Genomic DNA, 25,796 nt, shown 5'->3' with positions numbered 1-25,796 from the left:
CTGCCGGCGCATGGCCATGCTGTTGCATCGCAGCCATCCGCCAGTCGATGCGCCCTCCTCGGCAAATCGACTGTCGTTAAAATGTACGAACCAGTTCGAAAGTCAAGCGGGCTACTGTGGAAAGCAGACCTTGCTGGGCGAGAAGGCAGAGCCGAGGCAGCCGAAAGCACTGGGCGCGCATGTCCGTGTCGGGGTGATTTATGAGCGAAAACAGCGATGTAAGGGATGAACCGACGCGAAGGCTGGACAGCACTCTGCTCGCGGGTCGCAGCCGAGACGGCTGGTATCCGCGACCCCGGCGACACACGACATCGTCCACCGGGCGATCAGGCCAGCCGGCTAGGTTTGCCGCAGCGTCATGCGCGCCGGCAGAATGTGCAACGGGTCTTGATGGTCAACACGCGGGTTGCCCCGGCCGGAGGCGCGCCCTGGTGTTAAAGGGCGCGGAGGCGAATGTCGTCGAAGGTCAGGTCCTTCAGGAGCACACCATCTTTCCAGACTGTGGCCAGGTAGTTGCGCCGGTCGCCAAGGTCGTCGAGCCGTGCAGCCTCCAGTCCGGAAAGCCCCTTGACCACCGCCTGGCGGCCAGCCTTGGAGGCCTTGAGGTTCATGGTCGCCGGGCGCTTGTAGACGTCGTGCCAGGTGCCTGTGTCATCCCGCCGGGCATTGGCCTTCATCGCGAAGGAATAGGTATCGCGGTTGACCTTTTGCAGCAGCGCCGATCCCATGCCGAAGGCGATGTTCTCGGCGGAAAGGCCGAAGGCCTCCATGCGGCCAAGGATGAGGCTGATATCGGAGGTCGAGATACCATCGCCCTGAATGACGCGAACGCTGGGATGGAGGACCTTATAGCCCTTGGCATTGAGCTTCGAACCGAATTGATAGTCGAGCTGCTTGATGACATGGACCGGCGTTTCGATCGGATCGCCGCTGTCCGGACGGATGATCACGGTGCCGCCGCTTGCCTTGAGCTTTTCGCGCAGCTGCTTGCCCCAGATCTCCGAGACGGCATAGTCAATGTCATAGCTGTCGGACACCACCGCAAACGTGCCGCCTTTGGCGAAGTTGTCGATCATGTGGCCATAGGCTTCCGGCTCGCGCTCGATGCCCCAGGCGGTCATGGTCGAATGTTCCGAGGCAGGGATCGAGAATCCAGCCATCTTCGCACCATAATAGCGGCGCGCATAAAGCACGCCCGTCATCGTGTCCGTACCCATGAAATGCACGAGATGGGCAGCGCCACCAAGCCCTGCCTGCTCCAGCGAGCCTGCGCCACGGGCACCGAAATCATGAAGGCGGAAGGGCAGTGACGCTTCGGGATGGTCGCAGGTCTTTTCGAGAAACGGACGGATGATCTGCTTGATCTTGCGGACATTGCTGGCGACCGACGATGGATACCAGACCGCGCGCAAAAGGGCCGTCTCGACAAACGTGGTCAGCCAGGCGGATTGCGGGTCGGTGTTGACCACCTGCACCATGGGCACACCGCGGCGCACCAGCGTGCCCTCCGGCAGGGCCTGTATGTCGAGCGGAAGCAGCCCGCCAAACACAGTGACGATGCGTTCCCAGCCGGCCCGGTTGAACGGCAGCCCGTGGGCAAGAACGATCGGCTCGGCCTCGTCGACATCCGCCATGGTCAGCGGTCGGGACAGATACGCCTTGAGGAACATCTGAAGTCCGAAGAACACGACGTCCGGCTGATCGGCCTGCCCGCGGGCCTCGATATAGGCGGAAATCCCTCTGGTATCAGGCGGGTATTGCAGGAAGTGGCTGAACTTGTAGCTGTCAGTGTTCAGGATCAGGTTCGTCAGGTTCATCACATTTCTCCCGAAGGCAATACAGTCCGAAGCATTGCAGCCGAGATCAGATGTACGCCACCAGCCGTGACCCATAAAGCCGCAAAGAATTCCCGTCCATGGTTAATATTCCGTCAATCATTTCACGCTAGTCTTATGACAATCACGCGCGTCCGCTGACTGCGTCCGTGCGACACGCAGTCTGGTCCGGCACCGATGCCGCCGGGCAGCGCATGAAGCGCCCCATTCACCGACATGGCAGTTCTACGTCCGCTTTCCCGCGTGTCGGGTCGCAGGACGATCTTTGAACCTGGCTGGCAACAGCCGATCCCGGCGGGACCCTCGACGGATGAGCTGAAGGAGATTGCGATGCTGATGCCCATTCTCACAGCCCGCGTGCCGGCCCAGACGGCACAGGCGATCCCGCAAGAGGCAAGCCAGCCCCGGCACAGCCTGAATGCCCTCGCGCACTCCATCTCCGGCCCCCGCGCGGATGCCATTCTCAAGATTCTCGAGACGCTTGGCCGCCATCTGAACGGCAGCGAGGTTCTTCCGCGGGAAGCGCTGGTCAAGCTGATGGAGACGCTGGCGCGTATCCTGAAATTCCCGCCCCTGCCGCAGGAAACGACGCATGATTTCGGCCAGCGGCTTGCCGGTTTTCTCGAAAAACTGCCTCCCGAGGCCCGGGCTGTTCTGGAAAAACAGCTTGGCCAGCGGACCCTTGCGCTCCAGGTTCGGGTTCTGGCGCAAGCCCTGAACCATCCGGCGCGCCTGGATGCCGGCAGCCTGCGGGCACAGTTTCAGACTTCCGTCGTCCTCACAAATCCCGCCCGCACCGACATCGCGCAACAGGCTCGCTCGCCCCTGCCCCAGCCTGCGCTGCCGGCGCAGCATCTGGCAACCCTGACGGCCGGCTCCGCACCTCGGATGTTCGGCGCGCCGGTGGAAGCAGCCCTGCTGCAGGCCGTTCTGCGCGAAACCTTCGGTGCCGAAACGGAACAGGCTGGTTCAGCACAGGCTGCGGACACGGATGACGGCAAGAGCGAGACCGAAGCTTCAGCACCGTCCAGGCGGCCGCGCGACAATGCTCCCAGGACAGGACTGACGCAGCAGACCGCCACTTTGGCGGCACCAAGACCGGCAACGACAACGGACGCGATACCGCAACTGCGCGCCGCTGCCGCCTTCCTCGCCGCAGACCCTGAGGCCCTTTCGCTCGTTTCCGCGATTGCACAGGGCGAGATTGACCCACAGGTCGAGATGACGTTTGCAGCGCAACCCGGCGAGGAAGCATCACCGGACGCTGGCCATGCCACCAGCGCCGAAGCCGAGGCAGGCCTGCAACCCGACATTGACATAGACATCGAAGCGGGGCCGACGGTCGCATCCAAAGACGACGGCGAAAACCAGGCAACAACGGCGGAGCAGCAGGCGACAGAAACACGCGACGAAAAGCCATCTGCCACGATATCCGGCCAGCGCAGCGAGGCGACGGCCATGCCCGACGAAGCAGACGCGCGGATACCGTCAAAGGGCAATGAGGAGCAGGTTCGACGCGTGCAACCGGACGGGCATTCCACCGGCGATGAAGGTTCCGACAACCAAACCGGCGATCCACAGAGGGCGAAAAATCTCTCGCCCTCTGTGGATCGGCCCGCTGAAAAGCCGGCGCGCATTCTCGCCGAAACCCTCAAAGGACTGGTCCAGAACACGCTGCCATTCCCCGATGGGGCTCAGTGGGAGACCACAGCATTGCCGCGCCAGATGATGACCAGCGCTTCTGCCGGATTGGCTGCAGGCATTCCATTGCATGATATGCCGGGGCTTGAGACCATGCTGGATGCCGCGGCCATCGAAAGCACGGCCGGCTGGACGGCGGAACTTTCCGACGAAATCGACAGCTGGGTGACGCTGGCCGATGCCGGCACCGAAGACGGAAGCGAAACCCGACCGGCCTGGGCATCCCTGGCAAAGCCGGACGACGCGCTGCGTGACCCCTTGCTGCACAACCGTCTTGTCGAAGGCATGGCCGGGCGCGACGCCATTCCCTTTGCCATCATCCCCTATCTGCCAGCAAAAATCGACAACGCGCTGTTTGCCGAACAGATGGAAGAGGAACAGGTATCGGACGACGGCGAAGCGACCGACGGAGAGGAACAGGACGAGGATCCCGCCACTGCCGACGATGACGAACAGCACGCTGCTCCATCGGAGCCTGAAGCCACAACGGACGATGACGACACGGCGCAGGATGCCTATGCCGTCTACATGCGCATGGGTGGTCTTGGCTGATCACCCTCCAGGCAAACAAAAGCCCGCGGGAATAGCTTCCCGCGGGCTTTTTCATTTCAGTCGATCAACGATCAATCGTTGTTGCGGCTCTTCAGGGCAGCACCCAGGATGTCGCCGAGCGAAGCGCCCGAATCGGACGAACCGAACTGTGCGACGGCTTCCTTCTCTTCGGCGATTTCCAGCGCCTTGATCGAAAGCATGACCTTGCGATCCTTCTTGGAGAAGTTGGTGACGCGGGCGTCAACAACCTGGCCAACCGAGAACCGCTCCGGACGCTGCTCGTCACGGTCACGCGACAGGTCGGCGCGACGGATGAACGAGATGATGTCTTCGTGGTTGACGAGCTTCACTTCGATGCCACCGTCATTGACGGCAATGACTTCGCAGGAAACGACGGCATTCTTGCGCAGGTCGCCGGAAGCAGCGGCGTCGCCGACCGCATCCTTGCCGAGCTGCTTGATGCCGAGCGAGATGCGCTCCTTGTCGACGTCAACATCCAGAACGACGGCCTTGACCATGTCGCCCTTGTTGAACTCTTCGATGACCTGTTCGCCCGGACGGTTCCAGTCGAGATCCGACAGGTGAACCATGCCGTCGACATCGCCGTCGAGACCAATGAACAGGCCGAATTCGGTCTTGTTCTTGACTTCGCCTTCAACTTCCGTGCCAGCCGGGTGGCTGTGCGCGAAGGCCTGCCACGGATTCTCGAGCGTCTGCTTGAGGCCGAGCGAGATGCGGCGCTTGGTCGGATCGACTTCGAGAACGACCACGTCAACATCCTGTGTCGTGGACAGGATCTTGCCGGGATGGACGTTCTTCTTGGTCCAGGACATTTCGGAGATGTGGATCAGGCCTTCGATGCCCGGCTCCAGCTCTACGAATGCACCGTAGTCTGTGATGTTGGTGACGGTACCGGAGATCTTCTTGCCATCCGGGTACTTGGCACCGATGCCATCCCAAGGATCCGACTCGAGCTGCTTCATGCCGAGCGAGATGCGGTGGGTTTCCTGGTTGATGCGGATGATCTGCACCTTGACCTGCTGGCCAATGTTCAGGATTTCCGAAGGATGGTTGACGCGGCGCCATGCCATGTCGGTCACGTGCAGCAGGCCGTCGATGCCGCCGAGGTCAACGAACGCACCGTAATCGGTGATGTTCTTGACGACGCCGTCAACAACCTGGCCTTCTTCGAGGTTCTGGACGATTTCCGAACGCTGCTCGGCACGCGATTCTTCGAGAACCGTACGACGCGAAACGACGATGTTGCCGCGACGCTTGTCCATCTTGAGGATTTCGAAGGGCTGCGGGTTGTGCATCAGCGGGGTGACGTCGCGGATCGGGCGAATGTCGACCTGCGAACGCGGAAGGAAGGCAACAGCGCCGTCGAGATCGACCGTGAAGCCGCCCTTGACCTGGTTGAAGATAACGCCTTCAACGCGCTCGCCGGCTTCGAACTTGACTTCGAGACGGATCCAGCTTTCCTCGCGGCGAGCCTTCTCGCGCGACAGAACGGCTTCGCCCATCGCATTTTCGATGCGCTCGACATAGACTTCGACTTCGTCGCCGACCTTCAGCGTTCCGTCCTTGCCCTTGGTGCCGAATTCCTTCAGCGCAATGCGGCCTTCGACCTTGAGGCCGACGTCAACAATCGCGACATCCTTTTCGATCGCCGTCACGATACCCTTGGTAACGTAGCCTTCGGCGAGATCGTGGGTTGCAAAGGATTCCTGCAGCAGGGCTGCAAAATCATCGCGGGTAGGGTTTGCTTCAGACATTAAAACTCCTGGTGTGTGCCGCGAGGGGCACAGGCGCCGGTGGCTGGTGTTGATCAAATCCGATGGTCCATCCGCTCTCTCCGTGAGGAGGAGCCAAGCCGGCGCGGGGACGGAACATGCGAATGCTTATTTGTTTCGGGCAGCGTCGATAATCATGCGCGCCGCCTGGAACGCCGCCTCTATACTCATTTCGGAGGTATCTAGCAAGTGTGCATCGGGGGCGGGGCGCAAAGGACTGTCTGCCCGGCCCATGTCGCGCTCGTCGCGCTTGACGATATCGGCGAGGATCTCGAGAAAATCGGCAGGAACACCGTTTGCGACGATCTCATCGAAGCGCCTTCGGGCCCGGACTTCGGCCGATGCCGTGACATAGAGCTTCACCGGCGCATCGGGGCAGACGACCGTGCCGATATCGCGGCCATCCAGCACCGTGCCGGGTTCGCGCACCGAAAATGCCCGCTGCGCCTCGACCAGCGCCCGACGCACGGCCGGCATCACCGCAATCTTCGAAGCCGCCTCGCCGACCGAGTGCTGAGACAGAACCGAGCGATCGAGCCCGGCCAGTTCGACATCGCGCGCCACGCCCTCGGCCACCAGCTCGTCATCAAGCGGCAAGCCGGCATCCAGCAGCGCCCTGGCCGTTGCCCGGTAGGTGAGGCCCGTATCGAGATGATGGAGGCCATATTCCTCCGCAATCCGGCGCGACAGCGTGCCCTTGCCCGCTGCAGCGGGTCCGTCGATGGCGATGATGAACGTCATGGAACCTCCGGTAGTCTGAAGCGGCCTCTAAACCAGTCCGCGCCGTGAAGTTCAAGCCCCAGTTTCCAGGCCCCCAGTTTCCAGGCCCCCAGTTTCCAGGCCCCCAGTTTCCAGGCCCCCAGTTTCCAGGCACAGCGTGCAGGCCATGCAATTGTAATTGTCTGAGGCGGCGATAGTCGCCCGGCGGGGTCTTTACGTGGCATAACGGCCATCTTGGCCGGCAAACAAGGGGCTGGCCGCCCCGCCACCAAGTTAGCCTTTGACAGAGCGGGACAAGACGATTATGGGGACCGGCTAATTCTTTTACCCTTCAACCGCCGGGAAACCGGCAAATGCCGGTTCCACCGGCCATTCAAGAGGCTTTGAAGCGTGGCAAAACCGCAACTTGGAACAAAGCGCATCGATCCGGAGACAGGCCGTAAGTTCTACGACCTGAACAAGGATCCGATCGTTTCCCCCTATACCGGCAAATCCTATCCGCTGTCTTATTTCGAAGAGACATCGGTCGCCAAGGTTCTTGAAAAGGCCGAGGAAGAGGAAGTCGCAGAAGTCGATACCGAGAACACTGAAGTCGAACTTGTTTCGCTGGAAGAAGCCGATGGCGAAGCCAGCGGCGACGACATCCCGGATCTGGGCGACGACGATGTCGAGATCGATGCCGATGATGACGACACCTTTCTCGAAGCCGACGAAGATGACGATGATGACGAACTGAGCGACCTGATCGGCGTTTCGGACGACGACGACGAGGTTTAACCGCCTCGAAAATCTTGAGAATGGCTTCCGCGTGCCGATTTCACGGCAAAGCGGAAGCCGCATCCGCGGTCTTGTAATAAAATCGTCGCGGTCGTCTTTTTAAGGCTTGCCATCTTCCGGAAGCGGAAGTATTAAGCCGCCACCCGCCAAGGCGAACAGCCGAAGCGGACTTCCCGGAAACCGGCCTTGCCGGACCCGTTATGGGGCTATAGCTCAGCTGGGAGAGCGCTTGCATGGCATGCAAGAGGTCAGCGGTTCGATCCCGCTTAGCTCCACCAAACTCCTTTTTCCTGCCAATATTCGAAGCAGTAGGTTTTTTTCTACGTTGCTTTCTGCGGCTCAACTTTGGACTTGGCGCCTGATTGGTCTGATGTCAGGCCGGAGCGACCGCTGTGTCCGATCATTCTGCCTGCCAGCGAATACCGCTTCCTCAGAGACAGGATCGGCTTCTCGATCAAGTGCCAGGAGCCTGCGGCGACGCAGAGGACCGTGGCGCTCACCAGCACTGTCAACACGACGATACCGAGTGCCGTCCCGACAAGGACAGGCGGCCCGAGCAGGATGGCGAGTTGTATCAAGGGTACGTGATAGAGATAGACGCCATAGGAATAATCGCCGCCCTCCACTATCTTCGGAAGTGGCAGCCGCGTCAGACCTGCGTAAATGGTGATGTAGGTCAGGACAGGCATCACAATCAGGCGGCTTGCGACACTTTCGGTTGCGTTCGTATCGAGAAGGACCATCGCCGCAAGTGCAATGGAGAGACAGACAACAAACAGTAGTCTTGTCATGGGGATTCTGTTGCGCAACTGATAAGCAAGGACCCCGCACAGGAAAGGCGTGATAAGCTGGGCGCCACGTCCAACAAAAAGCACATGGATACCGTCACCGGTCTCAGCGGGCCCGAAATGCTCGATTGCAAGGCCCGCGACGATGAAGATCGCCAGAAGTAGCACGGTCGCTTCTGCGCGGCGCACCATTCTGGTCAGCATCAAGACCGACATGACAATGTAGCAGTTGATCTCCCAGGGAATGGTCCACAGCGCACCGTTGACCTGCGGCATCGGCAGGTCCGTGAAGACGCCTGGCAGTTGAAAATGCACTAAGCCGATTATGTTCAGCATATAAGAGTAGAAGCCTGCATCGGTGAAATAATCGCCAAGCGACAGCGTGGTGACGGCTGGACCGATGATGAAGGCGCAGACGAGAATATCGACCGCAAGCGCTGGAACGATGCGCAGTGCACGATTAAGCAGGAAATTCTCCAGACTGAGACGCTGGGCACTTCCGGTAATCAGAAAGCCGCTCAATGCAAAAAACATCGGCACCAAGCTGTATTCCAAGAACCACAGCACTGGGCCATGCGCCAACGCCCAGTGGCCGGAATTTGTAAGAACGTGGTAGAAAACAATGGAAAAAGCCAGCGCAATACGCACGAAATTGAAGCCGGGGCCAAAGCCCCCATAAATAACCAGCATCGCTCCAAAGCTCTTCATGGCATTCTCCGCAATCTTCACACCGCATCAATGCCCGCAACCTACGGTGTATTATTCAACGAAAGGTAAGCACGGGTAGCTCCGATCCCGCCTGTCTCCACCAATCCTCCACCAGCACGACTTTGGTTTCCTCATGCGGAGCGGTTCATTCCGTCGGCAGACGCAGCGCTTGTCCAGCAAATCCCTTGCGTTTGGCATGTGATATCGCCAAAAGACGGGTGCCTGACAAACCAGACGGAACGCGCAGGCTGAGCATCAAGGAGCGGACGTGCGCTATCTGATTACGGGAACGGCAGGTTTCATCGGTTTCCATCTGGCAAAGCGACTGCTCGACGACGGCCATTTCGTCACCGGCTTTGACGGCATGACGCCCTATTACGATATTCGGCTGAAGCAGCGGCGGCACGCCATCCTTGCACGCTCCAACGGCTTTAGGCCCGTCATCGGCATGCTCGAGGACAAGGACGCGCTGGACCGGGCGGCAGAGCTTGGCGAGCCGGATGTGATCGTGCATCTGGCGGCGCAGGCGGGCGTTCGCTACAGCTTGGAAAACCCAAAGGCCTACGTCGATTCCAACCTCACCGGTTCGTGGAACGTGCTTGAACTGGCGCACAAGCTGAAGCCGCAGCACCTGCTGCTCGCCTCGACATCGTCGATCTACGGCGCCAATGAAAAGGTGCCCTTCGCCGAGACCGACCGCGCCGACGAGCCGATGACGATCTATGCGGCAACGAAAAAATCGATGGAACTGATGGCGCACAGCTATGCGCATCTGCACCAGATCCCGACGACCGCCTTCCGGTTCTTCACGGTCTACGGCCCCTGGGGGCGCCCCGACATGGCGTTGTTCAAATTCGTCGATGCGATTTTGAACGGGCGGCCCATCGAGATCTATGGCGAAGGCCGGATGAGCCGCGATTTCACCTATATCGACGATCTCGTCGAAGCCATCGTCCGGCTGATGCAGGTGGTTCCTGCGCCGGACAATCGCGCGGTCGCCGACACTTTCGGCGATACACTGTCGCGGCATGCGCCGTTTCGCATCGTCAATATCGGCGGCGGGCAACCGGTTGAATTGATGCGGTTTGTCGAAACGGTAGAGGCTGCCGTTGGCAAGGCGGCCATCCGTGTCATGCTGCCGATGCAGCAGGGCGACGTTCCGCGTACCTTTGCCGCCCCCGACCTGCTGCAGGCGCTGACCGGCTTCACGCCGACGATTTCCGTCGAGGACGGTGTCAAGCGCTTCGTCGACTGGTACCGCGCGGAAATGACCGCGGCCTGACGGAGAGACTGCACCTTTCGCAAGGACGCAGCCGGATACCAGACCTGATCGCGCACTGACGGATTGTGCAGCGGGGCTGAAGGTCGCGGCCGGGCATTCGGCGGAGAGCCGCACGGTGGTGCTGAGCGCAACACGCCGGCAGAAAAACGACATCCGTCCCGATTGTTTTTACCTCCCGGGACAGGCTGTCTATTCAGTTTTGCTTATTTTCTGATAGCACAGCACGACGTGAATAAGCTGGCGACATCACCCGTTCTGTTAGACGGGAACCATTGGGGACATATTATGAGCTTTACCGAGACGACAACGACCTCCTGGTTTTCGCGCCTGAAGAGCGGCCTTGTCGGCCTTTTGATCGGCCCGCTGCTGGTGCTGGGAATGATCTGGCTCCTGTCGTGGAACGAGGGTCGCTCGGTGCAGACCTACAGGGCGCTTGCGGAAGGGGCAGGGATCGTCGTTTCGGTCGACAACGGCGCCATCGATCCGGCCAATGAGGGCAAGCTCATCCATGTTTCCGGCCCCGTCAAACCCGACGGCACGCCGGAGGATCCGATGTTCGGCGTTGCGGCGGACGGCGCCGCGGGCATCGAGCGTAAGGTCGAGATGTTCCAGTGGGAGCAGCAGAGCGAGAGCAAGACGGAAACCAAGCTGGGCGGCGGCGAAGAGACCGTGACCACCTACAGCTACCGCAAGACCTGGCGTTCGAGCCAGGTCGATTCCTCCGATTTCCGGATACAGGACGGCCATCAGAACCCGCAAATGCCCTTCGAAAACGAGCGCTTCACAGTTGAAAGCGCCACGATCGGCGCCTTCACCGTGGATGGCGCGGCCGTTGCGAACCTGGGAGAGGACAGCGCCGTAAAACTGACCCCGGACGCGATTGCGCGCATCCGTGCAGCGCTTGGCACCGACAGGCCGGTCAATGCCGATGGAGTCACCGTCTATGTCTCGCAGAACCGCCAGAACCCGGCAATCGGCGACCTGCGGATCAGCTTCACCCGGCAGGACGTCACACAGGCGAGCTTCGTTGGCGCGCAGAAGGCGACGACGCTGGGCGAATACAAGGCATCGAACGGGCGCTCGCTGTTCCTCAGCGCTGCCGGCAACGCCTCCTCCGCCGAAATGTTCGAGACGGCACAGAGCGAAAACACGATGATTACATGGCTCGTTCGCGTTGGCGGACTGGTCGGCATGTTCATCGGCTTTGCCATGATGCTGTCGATCCTTCGCATCCTTGCCGATGTCATTCCCTTCGTCGGCTCGATCGTCGGCTTCGGCACGTCGGCAATTGCCCTGATCCTGACCCTGCTGCTCGGGCCGCTGGTCATTGCCATCGCATGGATCGCCTATCGGCCGCTTCTGGCGATCGCCATTATCGCCGTCGGTGCGCTGCTCGCGGCGGCGATCCTTTATCTGAGGCGCCATCGCGCAACCCCAGTGCCAGCACCGGCAACCGCCGCCTGATCCGAGCCAGCATTTCCCGCGCAACGGACAGCCAGTTGCGCGGGTTTCGTGGTCCACCCCCGGATAGAACAGCACGTTGTCGCCCTCAAACCGGAAGCTTCAGGCATCATGTTTCTCGCGTCAAAACTTTTCTGGTTGCTTGCCCAGCCGCTGTCGCTGGTGTTCGTCTGCCTGATTATCGCGATCCTGCTCGATGCAGCCGGATTTGAGCGAACCCGCGGTTTCTTTTCGGCGGTGGCTGTCACGCTCTTGTTCCTGACATTGTTCACAAGCACCGGCAGCTATGCGCTGCAGGCGCTTGAAAACCGCTTTCCGCGCCCACAAAATCCGCCGAACAGCGTCTCCTGCGTCATTATTCTAGGTGGCGCCTTCGAAAACGAGGTCATGGCCACCCGCGGCGGCCTGGAATTCAACCAGTCTGCCGATCGCTTCATCGAGGGGCTGCGCCTGGCTCGGCTCTATCCCGACGCCCGTATCCTGGTATCCGGCGGTGACGGCTCGTTCAGCGGCGCCTATGAGGGTGATGCGCAGGCCTCCACCACCTTTTTCTCAACTTTCGGCATCGACCCCGCCCGGCTGATTCGCGACGAGACGTCGCGCACGACATTCGAGAATGCGGCCAATACGAAGGACCTGCTGGAGAGAAACGCGCTCAGCAACTGTCTGCTGGTGACCTCCGCCTTCCACATGCCCCGGTCGGTCGGCCTGTTCCGCAAGCTGGGCATCCCCGTCGTGCCCTGGCCGACCGACTACCGGACGAGCGGTCGCGTCAGCCTCTGGCCGGACTTCAGCCAGCCATCGCTCAATGCACAGCTGACGACCACCGCCCTGCGCGAATGGACCGGACTTCTGGCCTACTACATCAGTGGCCGTACGCATGCGATCTTCCCGCAATAGCACCGCCGCAAGGCGGTTCCGGCCGTTGACGCAACCGGTCCCATGTGGTCCTTCTGCCCTTGAATGAGGGAGCCTGACCATGCCGATACTGGAAATTCTCGACTATGCCGGCGTTGCCGTGTTTGCCGTCACCGGCGCGCTTTCGGCCTCGCGCAAGCAGCTCGACATCATCGGCTATGTCTTCCTGGCCTCCGTCACGGGTATTGGCGGCGGCACGTTGCGCGATGTTATCCTCGGCGCCACGCCCGTCTTCTGGGTCACGAACCCGATCTATCTTCTGGTCTGTACGGCAGCCGGTATTGCCGTGTTCCTGTCGGCGCACCTGATGCACTCCCGCTACCGGCTGCTGGTCTGGCTCGACGCGGTCGGGCTCTCGGCCTATTGCGTGATGGGGGCAGCAAAGGGACTGGAGGCCACGGGCTCTCCGGCCGTTGCGATGGTCACCGGCATGCTGACCGCGACCTTTGGCGGCGTCCTGCGCGACCTCCTGGCCGGCGAGCCGTCCGTTCTCCTGCGTCCGGAGATCTATGTGACGGCGGCACTGGTGGGTTCGGGCATGTTTACCGGGGCAACGGCGCTCGGTGCACCGCTGATCGTCGCATCGGCGATCGGAATTTTGGCCGCGTTCCTGGTTCGCGGCGGGGCGCTGCGCTACGGATGGACGCTGCCCACGGGGAGAGCCGGCCCCGGCAGGCATCCTGACGATGTCATGTAGCGGACGGCAGCCTAGCGCTTCGGGCGCAGACGGATGACAACATCGACATGGGCGATCTCCATGCCCTCGGGAGGCTCAGGAAGATTGCCGATGGAAATATTGTTGACGGGAATGTCGAGAACCTCGTTATGGCCCTCGACGAAGAAATGATGATGGTCCGAGACATTCGTGTCGAAATAGGTTTTTGCGCTCTCGACGGCCAGCACCCGGATCATGCCGGCTTCGGTAAACTGGTGCAGCGTGTTGTACACCGTCGCCAGCGACACCGGCACACCGGCCGCGACCGCTTCCTCGTGAAGTTCTTCCACCGTCAGATGGCGATCACCCTTGGCAAAAATCAGGTCGGCAAGCGCCATGCGCTGTCGCGTCGGCCGAAGGCCCGAGTGGCGCAGACGTTCTTCCGAACAGGTGTCGAGTGCAGTTGCCATGCAGCAGATCCAGATCGTCAAGCTATTGCAGAATGCTTTTCCACTGCCGATATAACTTTTGCTGCGAATGCTTTCAATAGTGCAGAGCCGAACTGGAGCCGCATGCGGTCCGAAAACGGGTCGAATCTGGGGGCAAAGCCATTTATCTCTGGCTGTTGAGACCTCCATCATGTATGCGACGGCGGAATTTAGCCTTATCCTCGAACGGAGGAATGGGACAGACCGGGATGAAGTTTGCATGCTTGTGCTTCATTTCAAAGCGAACTTGCTCTAAAGCAGGTCAACGAAAAATCTTGTCTAGTGGGGAAACAACAGTTCATGACGACCAGACAATCCAGCTTCAACTATGAAGAAATCCTGACATGCGGTCGTGGTGAACTGTTTGGCCCGGGCAATGCGCAACTGCCGCTGCCGCCGATGCTGATGGTCCACCGGATTACCGAGATCTCCGAAACGGGTGGCGCCTTCGACAAGGGTTACATCCGGGCCGAATATGATGTCCGTCCGGACGACTGGTATTTCCCCTGCCATTTTGCCGGCAATCCGATCATGCCTGGCTGCCTGGGTCTCGACGGCATGTGGCAGCTGACCGGATTTTTCCTCGGGTGGCTGGGTGAGCCCGGGCGCGGCATGGCGCTGTCCACCGGCGAAGTGAAGTTCAAGGGCATGGTTCGCCCGACGACCAAGCTGCTCGAATACGGCATCGACTTCAAGCGCGTGATGCGCGGCCGGCTTGTGCTTGGAACAGCCGATGGCTGGCTCAAGGCGGACGGTGAGGTTATCTATCAGGCAAGCGACCTGCGCGTTGGTCTGTCCAAGGAAAAAGCGGCCTGAACCAAGGCGCCGTTGCACGCAGAGAGATTAGAGAAAAGGTCATCGACATGAGACGGGTTGTTGTCACGGGTCTGGGTATCGTTTCCTCCATCGGGAACGATGCGGAACAAGTCACCGCGTCCCTTCGTGAAGCGAAGTCGGGCATTTCGTTCTCGAACGATTTCGCCGAGCACGGTTTCCGCTGCCAGGTCTGGGGCGCCCCTGATCTCGACGTCACCGAGCTTGTCGATCGTCGTGCCGCGCGGTTCCTGTCGCAGGGCGGCATGTGGAACCATGTCGCGATGAAGCAGGCGATCGCCGATTCGGGCCTTGAAGACAAGGACATCGGCGGCAACGAGCGCACCGGCATCATCATGGGCTCCGGCGGCCCTTCGACCCGGACCCTGATCGAAGCAGCCGAAATCACCATCAAGAACAATTCGCCCAAGCGCATCGGCCCGTTTGCCGTGCCGAAGGCGATGTCTTCGACGGCGTCCGCCACGCTCGCGACCTGGTTCAAGATCCACGGCGTCAACTATTCGATCTCGTCGGCCTGCTCGACCTCGGCGCATTGCATCGGCAATGCCATGGAGATGATCCAGTGGGGCAAGCAGGACGTGATGTTTGCCGGAGGCCACGAGGATCTCGACTGGACCATGTCGAACCTGTTCGACGCCATGGGCGCGATGTCCTCGAAATACAACGACACGCCCTCCACCGCCTCGCGCGCCTATGACAAGTCCCGCGACGGCTTCGTGATTGCCGGCGGTGCCGGTGTGCTGGTTCTGGAAGAACTGGAACACGCCAAGGCCCGCGGCGCCAAGATCTATGCCGAAATCACCGGCTATGGTGCCACATCCGATGGCTATGACATGGTCGCTCCATCCGGCGAGGGCGCGGTGCGCTGCATGCGCCAGGCGCTGGCGACCGTCGATGGCGACGTCGACTACGTCAACACGCATGGCACCTCGACGCCGGTGGGCGATTCGAAGGAAATCGGCGCGATCCGTGAAGTCTTCGGCGACAAGATCCCGCACATCCAGTCGACCAAGTCGCTGACCGGCCATTCGCTGGGCGCGGCCGGCGTGCAGGAATCGATCTATTCGCTTTTGATGATGCAGGCCGGCTTCATCGGCGAAAGCGCGCATATCACCGAGCTCGACCCGGAATTCGACGGCGTGCCGATCGTGCGCAAGCGCATCGACGATGTCACGATCAACACCGCCCTGTCGAACTCCTTCGGCTTTGGCGGCACCAACGCAACGCTCGTTTTCCAGCGCTACAACGGATAATTCGATGACCGGCATCATGAACGGAAAACGCGGCCTCATCATGGGCGTCGCCAACAGCCACTCGATCGCCTGGGGCATCGCGCAGGCGCTTGCGGCACAGGGTGCAGAGCTTGCCTTCACCTACCAGGGCGAAGCGCTTGGCAAGAGGGTGAAGCCGCTGGCGGCGGAGGTCAATTCCGACATTCTGCTGCCATGCGATGTCGAGGATATCGCATCCGTCGACGCCGTGATCGACGCGCTCAAGGAAAAATGGGGCAAGCTCGACTTCATCGTGCATGCCATCGGCTTTTCCGACAAGAACGAATTGAAGGGCCTGTACGCGAACACGTCGCGCGAAAACTTCAGCCGCACCATGCTGATCTCCTGCTTTTCCTTCACCGAAATCGCAAGACGCGCCGCAGAGCTGATGACGGACGGCGGCACGATGCTGACGCTGACCTATGGCGGCTCGGTGCGCGTGATGCCGAACTACAACGTCATGGGCGTTGCCAAGGCGGCGCTTGAGGCGTCCGTGCGCTATCTCGCCTCCGACTACGGCCAGCGCGGCATCCGCGTCAACGCGATTTCCGCCGGCCCGATCCGCACGCTCGCCGGCGCCGGCATTTCGGATGCCCGCGCCATGCTGTCCTGGCAGCAGAAGAACTCGCCGATGCGCCGCACTGTGACGATCGAGGACGTCGGCAATTCCGCTCTCTACCTGCTGTCGCCTCTCTCCAGCGGCGTCACCGGCGAGATCCACTATGTCGATTCCGGCTACAACATCACCTCGATGCCGGTCCTGGACACGCTGAACAAGGCCGACAGCGAGTAGGAACGGACAAACGTCAGTCGGCGCTGGCGATGATGTTTGTTGATCGCTTTCGCCGCGTCTTCAGACCATCAACCAAAGCACCGCAAGACCCGCCGCCCCGAGCAACGCGAAGACGACCAGTGCCTTGCGCGTCCGGTTGCGGGAAGCAGGGTCCGTGGGTGCGCGGGCGGCAGTCTGGAAGGCCAGGGGCACCTCCGAGGTCAATCCCTTGCCGATGCCGCTGTGCACGTCCTTGACGATGACTTCGGCGACACCTTCGGTCATAGGCGGTCGGGCAGGTCCAAATCCCATGATTTTCTCCCGTCACAGGCCCTGCGCCCGAAAGGGCGCAGCTGGGCGCGACAGACCAAGGGTGGACCCGAATCGAGGGAAGCGCAATCGCTAGCGTGCCATTCCCGCAACCGCATTTGATTGCCGGATTGAATTCTCTATCTGATGTGCAATCGCGCAGCACCCGCGTCCTATCCCGCCGTGCCCAAAGCACGGCGCTGCGGCTCAGGTTCAGCGCTTGCCCCAGAGGACCTTGAAGCGGGCATTGCGGCAGGTCTCGCCCCATTCCTTGAAGGTTTCGCCCATGACGGCCTCATAGGGCATGCCGCGATTGGCGACCAGCATGAGCTTGCCACCGATCTTCAGCGCCTTTGCCGACGCCTTGATCATCGCAACGCCGAGCGAAGGCTCGGCCGCATGACCTTCATGGAAGGGCGGGTTCATGACGATCAGGTCGTATTTGTCGCGGGTATCTTCGCTCGTCAGGTCATGCCAGAAAAACCGTGTCGGCACTTTCGGAGCATTGGCCTTTAGGTTGATCTTCGCGGCTTCCAGCGAATGGTGGTCGGCCTCGAAAAGGTCGATGCCCTTGAGGTTCGGCGCGCGCGCGGCAAGCATGACGGAGAGATAGCCCCAGCCGGCCCCGAAATCGGCGGCGTGGCCCTTGAAATCGTCCGGCAGGCGCGAGGCCAAAAGTTCCGAACCGTCATCGATGCGATCGTGGGAGAACATGCCCGGCGCGGTATCGAAGCGGCCCTCGACGCGGACCGGCTTCTTGGAGAATTTGGCAATCACGTCCTGCGGATCTTCCGGGCGGCCGAACCAGAAGGCGACGCCGTGATATTTCGGCAGGCTGTCGCCGCCCCAGCCAAACTGGGCGACACGCTTGCGCAGTGACTGGACACCATCTTCCTTGGAACCGGCAACGACGATCAGTCCGCCGATCTTGGTGCGCTTCAGCGCCTCGGCCAGCCGATCCTCGTTCTCGCCCTTGTGCTTGCACAGAAGCACCAGGGCCGCGTCATAGTCTTCGCCATCAACAACGGCTGAGACATCGGCCCGGGCAGCCTCCAGGCCGCGGTAGAGCGGGCGCAGGGCCTGCACGGCGGCAATCGAGGCTTCAAAGCCCTGCGGCAGCCTGTAGCCGGCCTCGGCGCCCAGGAACAGCACGCGCTCGCCTTCTGCGGGTGCAGGCAGCACGCCGTTGTCGAACGGATAGAACAGGGTTTTCAGCGCGTCGCGGCTCATGGTCGAGGTCCTTTGAGCATGAGCCGAAAACCAGCTGTTTCGGATGACCACGCTCGAGTTTGAATTCCGGAGGAATAGAAAGGGCGCGGAACGATTGCTCCGCGCCCGGCAGTCCTGTTTCAGGCAGGCCGCTTATTCAGCAGCTTCGCCTTCGCCCTTGGCGACTTCCTTGCCGGTTGCCTGGTCGACAACCTTCATGGACAGGCGAACCTTGCCGCGCTCGTCGAAGCCCATCAACTTGACCCAGACCTTGTCGCCTTCCTTGACGACGTCGGAGGTCTTGGCAACACGATCGGAGGCCAGCTGCGAGATGTGCACGAGGCCGTCACGCGGGCCGAAGAAGTTGACGAAGGCGCCGAAGTCGGCGGTCTTCACAACAGTACCTTCGTAGATCTGGCCGACTTCCGGTTCTGCAACGATCGAGTGGATCCACTTGCGGGCCGCTTCGATCTCCTTGCCGGACGAGGAGGCGATCTTGATCGTGCCGTCGTCTTCGATGTTGATCTTGGCGCCGGTCTTTTCGACGATTTCGCGGATGACCTTGCCGCCGGTGCCGATGACTTCCCGGATCTTGTCGACCGGAATGTTCATGACTTCGATGCGCGGTGCGAATTCGCCGAGTTCCGAACGGCCCTGGCTGATGGCGCTGGCCATTTCGCCGAGGATGTACTTGCGTCCGCCCTGTGCCTGGCTGAGCGCGACCTTCATGATCTCTTCGGTGATACCGGCGATCTTGATGTCCATCTGCAGCGAGGTGATGCCATCCGTGGTGCCGGCAACCTTGAAGTCCATGTCGCCGAGGTGATCTTCGTCGCCGAGGATGTCGGAGAGAACCGCAAAGCGCTCACCTTCGAGGATCAGGCCCATGGCGATACCGGCGACCGGCTTGGCCAGCGGAACGCCGGCGTCCATCAGTGCAAGCGAGGTGCCGCAGACGGTTGCCATCGAGGACGAACCGTTCGATTCGGTGATCTCGGAGACGACGCGCAGCGTGTAGGGGAACTGCTCGACAGCCGGCAGCATCGGGCGGATAGCGCGCCAGGCAAGCTTGCCATGGCCGATTTCGCGGCGGCCCGGGGAGCCCATGCGGCCTGTTTCACCGACCGAATAGGGCGGGAAGTTGTAGTGCAGCAGGAACTTTTCCTTGTACATGCCGGTCAGGCTGTCAACGTACTGTTCGTCTTCGCCGGTGCCGAGCGTGGCAACGACGATCGCCTGCGTTTCACCGCGGGTAAACAGCGCCGAGCCATGGGTGCGCGGCAGGATGCCGACTTCCGAGACGATCTTGCGAACCGTATCGAGATCGCGGCCATCGATGCGGCTCTTGGTGTCGAGAATGTTCCAGCGAACGATCTTGGCCTGCAGGTGCTTGAAGACGGCACCGATAACTTCGTTCGTGTACTTCGGTTCTGCGCCTTCCGGGAAGAAGTGAGCCTTCACCTTGGCCTTGACGGCGTCAACGGCAGCATAACGCTCTGCCTTCTGGGTGTTCTTGTAGGCAGCGCGCAGTTCGGTCTCTGCCATGCCGAGCATTTCGGCTTCGAGAGCGGAATGATCTTCCGGCGTGAAATCGCGCGGTTCCTTGGCAGCCACTTCGGCGAGCTTGATGATCGCATCGATGACCGGCTGGAAGCCCTTGTGGCCGAACATGACGGCGCCGAGCATGATCTCTTCGTTCAGTTCCTTGGCTTCCGATTCAACCATCAGGACGGCGTCCTGCGTACCGGCGACAACCAGATCGAGGATCGATTCCGGCATTTCGTCGAGATGCGGGTTCAGCACATACTGGCCGTTGATGTAGCCGACGCGAGCGCCGCCGACCGGGCCCATGAACGGGATGCCGGAAATCGTCAGGGCAGCGGAAGCGGCGACCATGGCCAGCACGTCCGGATCATTTTCCAGATCGTGCTGCATGACGGTGACGACAACCTGGGTATCGTTCTTGTAGCCATCAGGGAACAGCGGGCGGATCGGACGGTCGATCAGGCGGGAAACCAGCGTTTCCTTTTCCGACGGACGACCTTCGCGCTTGAAGTAGCCGCCCGGGATCTTGCCGGCGGCATAGGTCTTTTCCTGGTAGTTGACGGTCAGCGGGAAGAAATCCTGGCCCGGCTTCGGCGACTTGGCCGAAACGACGGTGGCGAGAACGACGGTTTCGCCGTAGGTGGCGAGAACGGCGCCGTCAGCCTGACGGGCGATCTTGCCGGTTTCGAGCTTGAGCGGGCGGCCTGCCCATTCGATTTCGACCGTGTGGGTATCGAACATATTTTGTCCTTCGTGTGTGGATCGGTCCATTCGCGCCGCAGCCATCTTTTGGCGCGGGCGATGGAGAGATGCCGCGGATATGACATATCACGGGCAAGACAGCGGGGGGCTTCCATTCTGGCTGGCGGGTCATTCCGCCCATGAAAGCCGAAAGGCCTGCGGGCTTGAAAAACGGGCAAGCGCCGAAGCACCCTGCAATCCTGCCCCATGACAGGTCATCGGTTGTTTCCGCAGGTCCGGCCCTTCCGGCCTGCTGGACAGTCCGCCCTTTTTGCATACGCCGGCTTGGCGTGCAGGAAGGCGGCAGTGACGGAACGTTTGTTCCGCAAAAAAACGACCGACGGGCGCCCTCCATCAAGAGGAACGCCCGCCGGGCTAAGGCTTAGCGGCGGATGCCGAGGGCAGCAATCAGCTTGGTGTACCGTGCTTCTTCCTTGCCCTTGACGTAGTCAAGAAGCGAACGACGCGTGGAAACCATTGCCAGAAGGCCACGACGCGAGTGGTTGTCCTTCTTGTGGCCCTTGAAGTGACCGGTCAGGTTGTTGATCCGCTCGGTGAGGATAGCAACCTGGACTTCCGGGGAACCGGTGTCGCCTTCGACGATTGCGTATTCCTTGATGAGCGCAGCCTTGCGCTCTGCAGTGATCGACATCGTGTATCCTTTCAATTTTTAGGATTTCGGGTCGCCAGCAGCCGGGATGTCGTCCAGCTGCGGCCATGAAAGCAGAATGCCTTGGTCTTCGACGTCGGTCTTTTGCTGGCGCTGCCTATAAACCATACCGGACCAAAAAGAAAGAGCCCTGCCGAGCGATGCCCCAACGGTGGCACTTGCAGCGCCTCAGGCCTCAATTCGGGGATGCGCGGGGGCGCATGGGCGCAGATTTCTGGCTGTCTATGTCTCCGTCGTCGCCGCTGCAGATGACATAGGCCCCGAAGACCCAGCCGCGCGGCGCGCCGTCGACCGAAACCCGGATCCATGTCTTCGCGCCGAGGCGGTGCTCTTCCAGCTGCTCGACCTCAAGGCCATTCGGCAGGGCTCCGACAATGCTGCCATTCGGTGCATCCCGGACATTCAGGGGCGTCCCGGTCGGATCGGCAACCGTGCAGGCCGCTTGCGCAGGATGGGCGGCCAGGGCCACCAGGAAGGCAAGCCGCAAGAGATAACGCAGTCTTTGCATTCCATCCTCCATCGCGGTCAAACACAAGATCCGTTTCCGCGTGCCTTGGGGGGCCGGCCGGTGTGCCGTCCAGCTGCTGTCAATCCGCGTCAGCGACAGGATAGGCGTAGAGCCTGTCCCGCGGGATCGTGACACGCCATTCGATGCCGTCCCGGTGCATCTGTCGCTCCAGTTTCGCGTCCAGCGCCATGCCGAGCATGCGCTCAAGGACCATGGTCCCAAAACCCTTTCGGACAGGCGCCTGTGTCTCGGGATTGAGATCGGCGCCGCTTTCCCGCCAGACAATCAACAGCTGCGTCGATGTCAGGGACCAGTCGAGGGCAACCACGCCCTTGCTGTTGGCAAGCGCACCATACTTTGTGGCGTTGGTGGCAAGCTCGTGCAGCGCCATGCCGAGCGTCTGCGAAACCTGCGTGTCCAGCTTGACGGCCGGCCCGTACAGCCGGACGCGGGACGGATCATCCGGGGTGAAGGGCTGCAGCTGGTTCTGCACGAGTTCGCGCAGGTCCACGCCCTGCGCCGCATTGGCGATCATCAGGTCGGTGGAACGGGCCAGCCCGGCGATCCGCTTGCGGAAGGCATCGGCAAAGTCCGTCGGATTTTCAGCTGCGTTCAGCGACTGGTTGAGCATCGACTGGATGACCGTCAGCTGGTTCTTCGAGCGATGGGCAACCTCGCGCATCAGGAAGCGGATCTCGTTTTCCGCCTTGGCCCGCGACTGCGCCGCCTCTGCCAGTGCGGTCGAGACCACCTCAAGCTCGGAGATCAGGTGGCGTCGAGCCGGAATCGGTCGGCCAAGACCAAGCAGATGTGCATCCCGTGCCAACTGCTTGATGCCGCGGGAGAGGATACGTGCGATGGCCGCCGAACCCGCAAGGGCAATGCCGGCAAAGACCACGCCGCCAATCGTCAGCCAGAGATAGGACCAGCGCGCCGGCGCATCGACATCCGAATTTTTGGCCCAGGCGACCACCCGCCAGCCCGTCGCGACGGAGAACTCGGTTACCGTTCTGTAGATGACACCGTCATGCGTGGCGCGTCCGATACCAATCTGCAGGGCCGGCACGATCTCCATGAAGAACGGCTTCCCCACAGCCACCTTGGTGTCGGAGGAAACGATCACGTTGCCGACGCCGTCGATCAAGGCAGCGTCCCAGCCCGGCGATAACGTATCCCGGTTGACCGCCTTGGCCATGCTTTCGGCATCCTGTGTCAGGGTCAGCAGATAGTCGGTTTTGCCATTGGGAGCGTTGAGCGGCAGATAGACATTGTAGACCCACTTCTTTGCCGTATTTCCGAAGAACACGTTGGAAATCAGTGGTCCATCCTTGGCAAACGCTTCATCCACCGACTTCGGATCCGACGACTTCCGCAACGGCGTGCCAAAGGGGACGCGGGTGTTGAACAGCTGGTTGTACGACCGGTCGATGACCAGAAGGTTGGAATCGGTTCCTGCAAGAGCGGAGAAAGCGCGTTGATACAGGCTGGGCAGATCATGCGCGTCGCCGGATCCCGTCATCGACAGCACCCTGAGCGTGGTCAGCATGCCTTCGACTTCCCGCTCGATGATCCGTGTCGCCGAGCCGGTCGATGCCTTCAGCAATGAAGCAACCACCTGCTCCTGCGCATCGGAACTGCGCTTGAGGATGACCATGGAAAAAATGAACGATGGAACGATGGCGACCAGCAAGAGCAAGGCCAGATAGAACGAGAAGCGACGCTGTCGCGCAAGCTGCAGGAAATCCCGCAGTCGCCCACTGGTCCGGGGACCCTGCCTGTTCTGAGCCTCGTTCAAACCGTCCCCACTCGGATTCCGCCTGTCATGTTACAATGTGCTGCACTGCCGCCGCCCTTGCGTCCGGCGCAGTGCGATCCTCGCCGTTGCGTACGTCTGCCTGGGCAGTAAGAATCTCCCTGGGACTGACGAACATCATGCGTTGGTGTGCCCGGGAAGGCAAATGGTACGAGCGGGGTGATTTTCAACCCGTGGCAAAAACCCGCTTCGGGCGAAACTCGCCTTCGCCGATTTCACCAATGGCGATCAGCTTTCCCCGGGCGGTGGCATAGGCCTCCGGCTCCGACAAGGGGGCGTCGCGTCCGCGCACGATGATCGGATTGCCCATTTTCAGGCGGTGCGCCTGCTCGTCGGTCACCGCAATATGCGGCAGGCTCGACAGAGCCTCGCCGGTATCGATCAGAAAGGCGTCGAGGGCGGCCAGGCGTTCTTCGTCACTCTCGATGCCTTCAAGCGCCACCAGATCCGCGAGCGGCACCATGCTTTCCTCGGCAAAGGGGGCGACGAAGCTGCGGCGCAGCGAGGCGATATGGCCGTAGCAACCCAGATCCCGGCCGAAGTCACGGGCCAGCGAGCGCACATAGGTGCCCTTGCCGCATTCGATTTCGAAATGCGCCAGATGCGGCGTGCAGCCGAGCAGCGAAAGACGAAAGACTTCGACTTCGCGGGCAGGAATGTCGACGGTTTCGCCTTCGCGGGCCAGATCATAGGCGCGATTGCCATCGATCTTGATCGCCGAAAACTGCGGCGGCACCTGGTTGATGACGCCGGTATAGGCCGGCAGCAGGGCGCGGATCTCTTCCTCGGACGGACGATTGTCGGAGGATTGCGTCACCGCGCCTTCAAGATCGTCGGTCGCGCGCTCCTCGCCCCAGGCTACGGCGAATTCATAGATCTTGCGGCCGTCCATGACATAGGGAACGGTTTTCGTGGCATCGCCCAAGGCGATCGGCAACATGCCGGACGCAAGAGGATCGAGCGTGCCGGCATGGCCGGCCTTCTGTGCCTTGAACAGCCATTTGATCTTCGAGACGGCCTCGGTGGAGCCGAAATCCAGCGGCTTGTCGAGGATCAGCCAGCCGGAAACGGCACGGCCCTTGGGTTTGCGAGGTCTGGACATCAATCAAGCTCTTTTTTTGCGAAAGGTCGCGGCGGTCCTCGCGACACTGCCATCCGGCATTTTCTGGCTGCTGCTCTTTTCAAAACCCAGCGCGTAAAGCCTCCGGGCAATCAGGTATCCGGCCGCGATGGTGCCGCCATTGTCGACGCGGTAGTCATCGCGCAGGGTCTCGACGATCAGCGGTTCGAGGGCGCCCAGCGGGGGCTTACCGGACGCGGCGGCCTCCAGCAGCATTTTCTCGTTATAGGGCGAATAGATAATGGCTTCGAGCGCCTTCATCTCGCGATCGCCATGGGCAATTTCCTTGCCCGGGCGATAGGGAAGACCGGAGGCGACCATCATTTCCACCAGGCGCACAGCCTCGGCATTGTCGAAGCGGGTAAGGCCGCTGCGGTAGAAGGCCTGGCGCTGCTCGAAGGTCCAGGCATTGAGTTCGTCGAGCGTGATATGCTTTGCCATCACGCCCCGGTTTTGTCGTTCGGGCCGTTTTTATCGTCTGCGTCGGCATCATCCGTGAGGTCGCGCATGACTTCCGGCGAGCGCAGCAAAGCGTCGATCTTCTTGTAGTTGTCGAAGCTGGTATCATCCTTGAAGCGCACTTCCGGCATGTATTTCAGCTGGCGCAGGTGCGGGGTCAGGCGACCGCGGATATATTTGGCGTGCCGGTTCAACGCCTCGATCGGCGCCGCATGATCGGCAACGCCAAGCGGCGTCACAAAAGCGGTGGCGACGCGCAGGTCGGTCGACATGCGGACTTCGGAAATCGAGAGCACGGTCGTCTCGATCAGCGGATCGCGCACCTCGCCGCGCTGCAGGACCTGGGTCAGGGCTGCGCGGACTTGTTCGCCAACCCTCAGCATGCGCTGCGAGGGGGCGGAGGATGTGGGTTTGCTCATGGTTTTTCCGCTGGGCTTTATCTTTTCTGGCGTTTTCTGGAACGCGACCAAGCCGGTCCAATGCAACTTTCGGGCCGAAAGGTCAAGACGAACCCGCCTTCGCGCCCCCCTTGCCGATCAACCATCCCGCCGAATACAGCATCTTGCAAGCGCTTCGACAGCAAAACCCGGCCGCAGGGACGACCGGGTTCAGGGAGGAAGTCGGTTCGTTGAAACAGTAATTGCCTTACTTGCAAATGCGGATCTTCTTGATGACCAGGTTGCCGTAGTAGTCGTAGGACTTGATCTTCTTGATGAAGCAATATTGCTGGTGGTAGCCGTTGTAGCCATAGCCACCGGCCTGCGAAGGAGCGGCGAACGAGAGCGCGGCGACGGCAGCGATGGCGGCGGAGAGAACGATCTTGCGCATGGGGCAATCCTTTGATCCGGTTGCGGATGAGGGCGTCTC

Annotated in this window: 24 protein-coding genes and 1 tRNA gene; 10 read left to right on the top strand and 15 right to left on the bottom strand. The window is 61.0% G+C overall.

The window, feature by feature from the left end:
- Window positions 1-434: 434 nt before the first annotated feature.
- Window positions 435-1,817: a nicotinate phosphoribosyltransferase gene (locus AX760_RS16355; RefSeq protein WP_071833983.1), complete on the bottom strand. Its 1,383-nt coding sequence runs from the start codon at window positions 1,815-1,817 to the stop codon at window positions 435-437.
- 354 nt (window positions 1,818-2,171) lie between these two features.
- Here AX760_RS16355 and AX760_RS16350 point away from each other — a divergent pair, with 354 nt between their 5' ends.
- Window positions 2,172-4,088: a hypothetical protein gene (locus AX760_RS16350; protein ID WP_139276503.1), complete on the top strand. Its 1,917-nt coding sequence runs from the start codon at window positions 2,172-2,174 to the stop codon at window positions 4,086-4,088.
- A gap of 71 nt (window positions 4,089-4,159) precedes the next feature.
- Here the strand turns inward: AX760_RS16350 and rpsA are convergent, their stop codons facing one another.
- Window positions 4,160-5,863 carry a 30S ribosomal protein S1 gene (gene rpsA / locus AX760_RS16345; protein ID WP_071833981.1) on the bottom strand — a complete coding sequence of 568 codons (1,704 nt, stop codon included), beginning with the start codon at window positions 5,861-5,863 and terminating at the stop codon, window positions 4,160-4,162.
- A gap of 126 nt (window positions 5,864-5,989) precedes the next feature.
- Window positions 5,990-6,622, bottom strand: coding sequence for a (d)CMP kinase (cmk, locus tag AX760_RS16340; protein WP_071833980.1), 633 nt, complete (start codon window positions 6,620-6,622; stop codon window positions 5,990-5,992).
- A 369-nt stretch (window positions 6,623-6,991) separates the two neighbouring features.
- Between cmk and AX760_RS16335 the strand changes: the two genes are divergently transcribed.
- Together AX760_RS16335 and AX760_RS16330 are read left to right on the top strand one after the other, a co-directional pair.
- Complete coding sequence (locus AX760_RS16335; protein ID WP_071833979.1) at window positions 6,992-7,378, top strand: TIGR02300 family protein; 387 nt, start codon at window positions 6,992-6,994, stop codon at window positions 7,376-7,378.
- A 202-nt stretch (window positions 7,379-7,580) separates the two neighbouring features.
- Window positions 7,581-7,656, top strand: a tRNA-Ala gene (locus AX760_RS16330).
- 42 nt (window positions 7,657-7,698) lie between these two features.
- On the opposite strand, the gene AX760_RS16325 is transcribed toward AX760_RS16330, so the two are convergent.
- The gene (locus AX760_RS16325) at window positions 7,699-8,874 is read right to left on the bottom strand and encodes an acyltransferase family protein (protein ID WP_071833978.1); all 1,176 of its coding nucleotides are present in this window, start codon (window positions 8,872-8,874) and stop codon (window positions 7,699-7,701) included.
- A gap of 268 nt (window positions 8,875-9,142) precedes the next feature.
- On the opposite strand from AX760_RS16325, the gene AX760_RS16320 reads away from it, so the two are divergent.
- The 4 genes from AX760_RS16320 to AX760_RS16305 all read left to right on the top strand — a co-directional run bounded on the left by AX760_RS16320 (window position 9,143) and on the right by AX760_RS16305 (window position 13,232).
- The gene (locus tag AX760_RS16320) at window positions 9,143-10,156 is read left to right on the top strand and encodes an NAD-dependent epimerase (protein WP_071833977.1); all 1,014 of its coding nucleotides are present in this window, start codon (window positions 9,143-9,145) and stop codon (window positions 10,154-10,156) included.
- Window positions 10,157-10,441: 285 nt separating this feature from the next.
- On the top strand, window positions 10,442-11,620 hold the full coding sequence (locus AX760_RS16315) for a TMEM43 family protein (protein ID WP_071833976.1): 1,179 nt from the start codon (window positions 10,442-10,444) through the stop codon (window positions 11,618-11,620).
- Between the two features lie 108 nt (window positions 11,621-11,728).
- Window positions 11,729-12,517 carry a YdcF family protein gene (locus tag AX760_RS16310; protein WP_071833975.1) on the top strand — a complete coding sequence of 263 codons (789 nt, stop codon included), beginning with the start codon at window positions 11,729-11,731 and terminating at the stop codon, window positions 12,515-12,517.
- A 79-nt stretch (window positions 12,518-12,596) separates the two neighbouring features.
- The gene (locus tag AX760_RS16305) at window positions 12,597-13,232 is read left to right on the top strand and encodes a trimeric intracellular cation channel family protein (protein WP_071833974.1); all 636 of its coding nucleotides are present in this window, start codon (window positions 12,597-12,599) and stop codon (window positions 13,230-13,232) included.
- A gap of 11 nt (window positions 13,233-13,243) precedes the next feature.
- Here AX760_RS16305 and irrA read toward each other — a convergent pair whose 3' ends face one another.
- Window positions 13,244-13,660 carry an iron response transcriptional regulator IrrA gene (gene irrA / locus AX760_RS16300; protein WP_071834041.1) on the bottom strand — a complete coding sequence of 139 codons (417 nt, stop codon included), beginning with the start codon at window positions 13,658-13,660 and terminating at the stop codon, window positions 13,244-13,246.
- Window positions 13,661-13,978: 318 nt separating this feature from the next.
- On the opposite strand from irrA, the gene fabA reads away from it, so the two are divergent.
- The 3 genes from fabA to fabI are packed head-to-tail and all read left to right on the top strand — an operon-like array spanning window position 13,979 to window position 16,576.
- Window positions 13,979-14,494, top strand: a complete 516-nt coding sequence (fabA, locus tag AX760_RS16295) for a 3-hydroxyacyl-[acyl-carrier-protein] dehydratase FabA (RefSeq protein ID WP_071833973.1) — start codon at window positions 13,979-13,981, stop codon at window positions 14,492-14,494.
- Between the two features lie 47 nt (window positions 14,495-14,541).
- A complete protein-coding gene (fabB, locus tag AX760_RS16290; protein WP_071833972.1) occupies window positions 14,542-15,765 on the top strand; it encodes a beta-ketoacyl-ACP synthase I in 1,224 nt (407 codons plus the stop codon).
- 4 nt (window positions 15,766-15,769) lie between these two features.
- The gene (gene fabI / locus AX760_RS16285) at window positions 15,770-16,576 is read left to right on the top strand and encodes an enoyl-ACP reductase FabI (protein WP_071833971.1); all 807 of its coding nucleotides are present in this window, start codon (window positions 15,770-15,772) and stop codon (window positions 16,574-16,576) included.
- A 60-nt stretch (window positions 16,577-16,636) separates the two neighbouring features.
- On the opposite strand, the gene AX760_RS16280 is transcribed toward fabI, so the two are convergent.
- The 10 genes from AX760_RS16280 to AX760_RS16235 form a co-directional block, all read right to left on the bottom strand.
- Window positions 16,637-16,867 carry a hypothetical protein gene (locus AX760_RS16280; RefSeq protein WP_139276054.1) on the bottom strand — a complete coding sequence of 77 codons (231 nt, stop codon included), beginning with the start codon at window positions 16,865-16,867 and terminating at the stop codon, window positions 16,637-16,639.
- 210 nt (window positions 16,868-17,077) lie between these two features.
- A complete protein-coding gene (locus tag AX760_RS16275; RefSeq protein ID WP_071833969.1) occupies window positions 17,078-18,094 on the bottom strand; it encodes a class I SAM-dependent methyltransferase in 1,017 nt (338 codons plus the stop codon).
- A 132-nt stretch (window positions 18,095-18,226) separates the two neighbouring features.
- On the bottom strand, window positions 18,227-20,359 hold the full coding sequence (pnp, locus tag AX760_RS16270) for a polyribonucleotide nucleotidyltransferase (protein ID WP_071833968.1): 2,133 nt from the start codon (window positions 20,357-20,359) through the stop codon (window positions 18,227-18,229).
- Between the two features lie 382 nt (window positions 20,360-20,741).
- Window positions 20,742-21,011, bottom strand: a complete 270-nt coding sequence (gene rpsO, locus AX760_RS16265) for a 30S ribosomal protein S15 (RefSeq protein ID WP_071833967.1) — start codon at window positions 21,009-21,011, stop codon at window positions 20,742-20,744.
- Between the two features lie 193 nt (window positions 21,012-21,204).
- A complete protein-coding gene (locus AX760_RS16260; protein WP_087149277.1) occupies window positions 21,205-21,537 on the bottom strand; it encodes an SH3 domain-containing protein in 333 nt (110 codons plus the stop codon).
- A gap of 79 nt (window positions 21,538-21,616) precedes the next feature.
- Complete coding sequence (locus AX760_RS16255) at window positions 21,617-23,332, bottom strand: sensor histidine kinase (protein WP_071833965.1); 1,716 nt, start codon at window positions 23,330-23,332, stop codon at window positions 21,617-21,619.
- Between the two features lie 184 nt (window positions 23,333-23,516).
- Window positions 23,517-24,452, bottom strand: a complete 936-nt coding sequence (gene truB / locus AX760_RS16250; RefSeq protein ID WP_071834040.1) for a tRNA pseudouridine(55) synthase TruB — start codon at window positions 24,450-24,452, stop codon at window positions 23,517-23,519.
- 3 nt (window positions 24,453-24,455) lie between these two features.
- Window positions 24,456-24,911 (bottom strand): hypothetical protein, encoded by a 456-nt coding sequence (locus AX760_RS16245; RefSeq protein ID WP_071833964.1) that lies wholly within the window; start codon window positions 24,909-24,911, stop codon window positions 24,456-24,458.
- Complete coding sequence (gene rbfA / locus AX760_RS16240) at window positions 24,911-25,348, bottom strand: 30S ribosome-binding factor RbfA (protein WP_071833963.1); 438 nt, start codon at window positions 25,346-25,348, stop codon at window positions 24,911-24,913. Before rbfA ends, AX760_RS16245 begins: the two co-directional genes overlap by 1 nt.
- A gap of 226 nt (window positions 25,349-25,574) precedes the next feature.
- Window positions 25,575-25,757, bottom strand: a complete 183-nt coding sequence (locus AX760_RS16235) for a hypothetical protein (RefSeq protein ID WP_071833962.1) — start codon at window positions 25,755-25,757, stop codon at window positions 25,575-25,577.
- Between the last annotated feature and the right edge of the window lie 39 nt (window positions 25,758-25,796).

Origin of the sequence: Pararhizobium antarcticum, assembly GCF_001885585.1 — a bacterium.
Lineage (GTDB): Bacteria > Pseudomonadota > Alphaproteobacteria > Rhizobiales > Rhizobiaceae > Pararhizobium > Pararhizobium antarcticum.
Note: the sequence above shows the minus strand (reverse complement) of the source record. Positions and strands in the feature narration are given on the sequence as shown.

Bases quoted from the DNA above. Each gene is read 5' to 3' on its own strand.
- cmk (WP_071833980.1), bottom strand. From the start codon at position 6,622: ATGACGTTCATCATCGCCATCGACGGACCCGCTGCAGCGGGCAAGGGC.
- fabB (WP_071833972.1), top strand. From the start codon at position 14,542: ATGAGACGGGTTGTTGTCACGGGTCTGGGTATCGTTTCCTCCATCGGG.
- rpsO (WP_071833967.1), bottom strand. From the start codon at position 21,011: ATGTCGATCACTGCAGAGCGCAAGGCTGCGCTCATCAAGGAATACGCA.
- AX760_RS16310 (WP_071833975.1), top strand. From the start codon at position 11,729: ATGTTTCTCGCGTCAAAACTTTTCTGGTTGCTTGCCCAGCCGCTGTCG.
- AX760_RS16235 (WP_071833962.1), bottom strand. From the start codon at position 25,757: ATGCGCAAGATCGTTCTCTCCGCCGCCATCGCTGCCGTCGCCGCGCTC.
- AX760_RS16355 (WP_071833983.1), bottom strand. From the start codon at position 1,817: ATGAACCTGACGAACCTGATCCTGAACACTGACAGCTACAAGTTCAGC.
- fabA (WP_071833973.1), top strand. From the start codon at position 13,979: ATGACGACCAGACAATCCAGCTTCAACTATGAAGAAATCCTGACATGC.
- irrA (WP_071834041.1), bottom strand. From the start codon at position 13,660: ATGGCAACTGCACTCGACACCTGTTCGGAAGAACGTCTGCGCCACTCG.
- truB (WP_071834040.1), bottom strand. From the start codon at position 24,452: ATGTCCAGACCTCGCAAACCCAAGGGCCGTGCCGTTTCCGGCTGGCTG.
- AX760_RS16315 (WP_071833976.1), top strand. From the start codon at position 10,442: ATGAGCTTTACCGAGACGACAACGACCTCCTGGTTTTCGCGCCTGAAG.
- pnp (WP_071833968.1), bottom strand. From the start codon at position 20,359: ATGTTCGATACCCACACGGTCGAAATCGAATGGGCAGGCCGCCCGCTC.
- rbfA (WP_071833963.1), bottom strand. From the start codon at position 25,348: ATGAGCAAACCCACATCCTCCGCCCCCTCGCAGCGCATGCTGAGGGTT.
- AX760_RS16325 (WP_071833978.1), bottom strand. From the start codon at position 8,874: ATGAAGAGCTTTGGAGCGATGCTGGTTATTTATGGGGGCTTTGGCCCC.
- rpsA (WP_071833981.1), bottom strand. From the start codon at position 5,863: ATGTCTGAAGCAAACCCTACCCGCGATGATTTTGCAGCCCTGCTGCAG.
- AX760_RS16275 (WP_071833969.1), bottom strand. From the start codon at position 18,094: ATGAGCCGCGACGCGCTGAAAACCCTGTTCTATCCGTTCGACAACGGC.
- AX760_RS16260 (WP_087149277.1), bottom strand. From the start codon at position 21,537: ATGCAAAGACTGCGTTATCTCTTGCGGCTTGCCTTCCTGGTGGCCCTG.
- AX760_RS16305 (WP_071833974.1), top strand. From the start codon at position 12,597: ATGCCGATACTGGAAATTCTCGACTATGCCGGCGTTGCCGTGTTTGCC.
- fabI (WP_071833971.1), top strand. From the start codon at position 15,770: ATGACCGGCATCATGAACGGAAAACGCGGCCTCATCATGGGCGTCGCC.
- AX760_RS16245 (WP_071833964.1), bottom strand. From the start codon at position 24,911: ATGGCAAAGCATATCACGCTCGACGAACTCAATGCCTGGACCTTCGAG.
- AX760_RS16350 (WP_139276503.1), top strand. From the start codon at position 2,172: ATGCCCATTCTCACAGCCCGCGTGCCGGCCCAGACGGCACAGGCGATC.
- AX760_RS16280 (WP_139276054.1), bottom strand. From the start codon at position 16,867: ATGGGATTTGGACCTGCCCGACCGCCTATGACCGAAGGTGTCGCCGAA.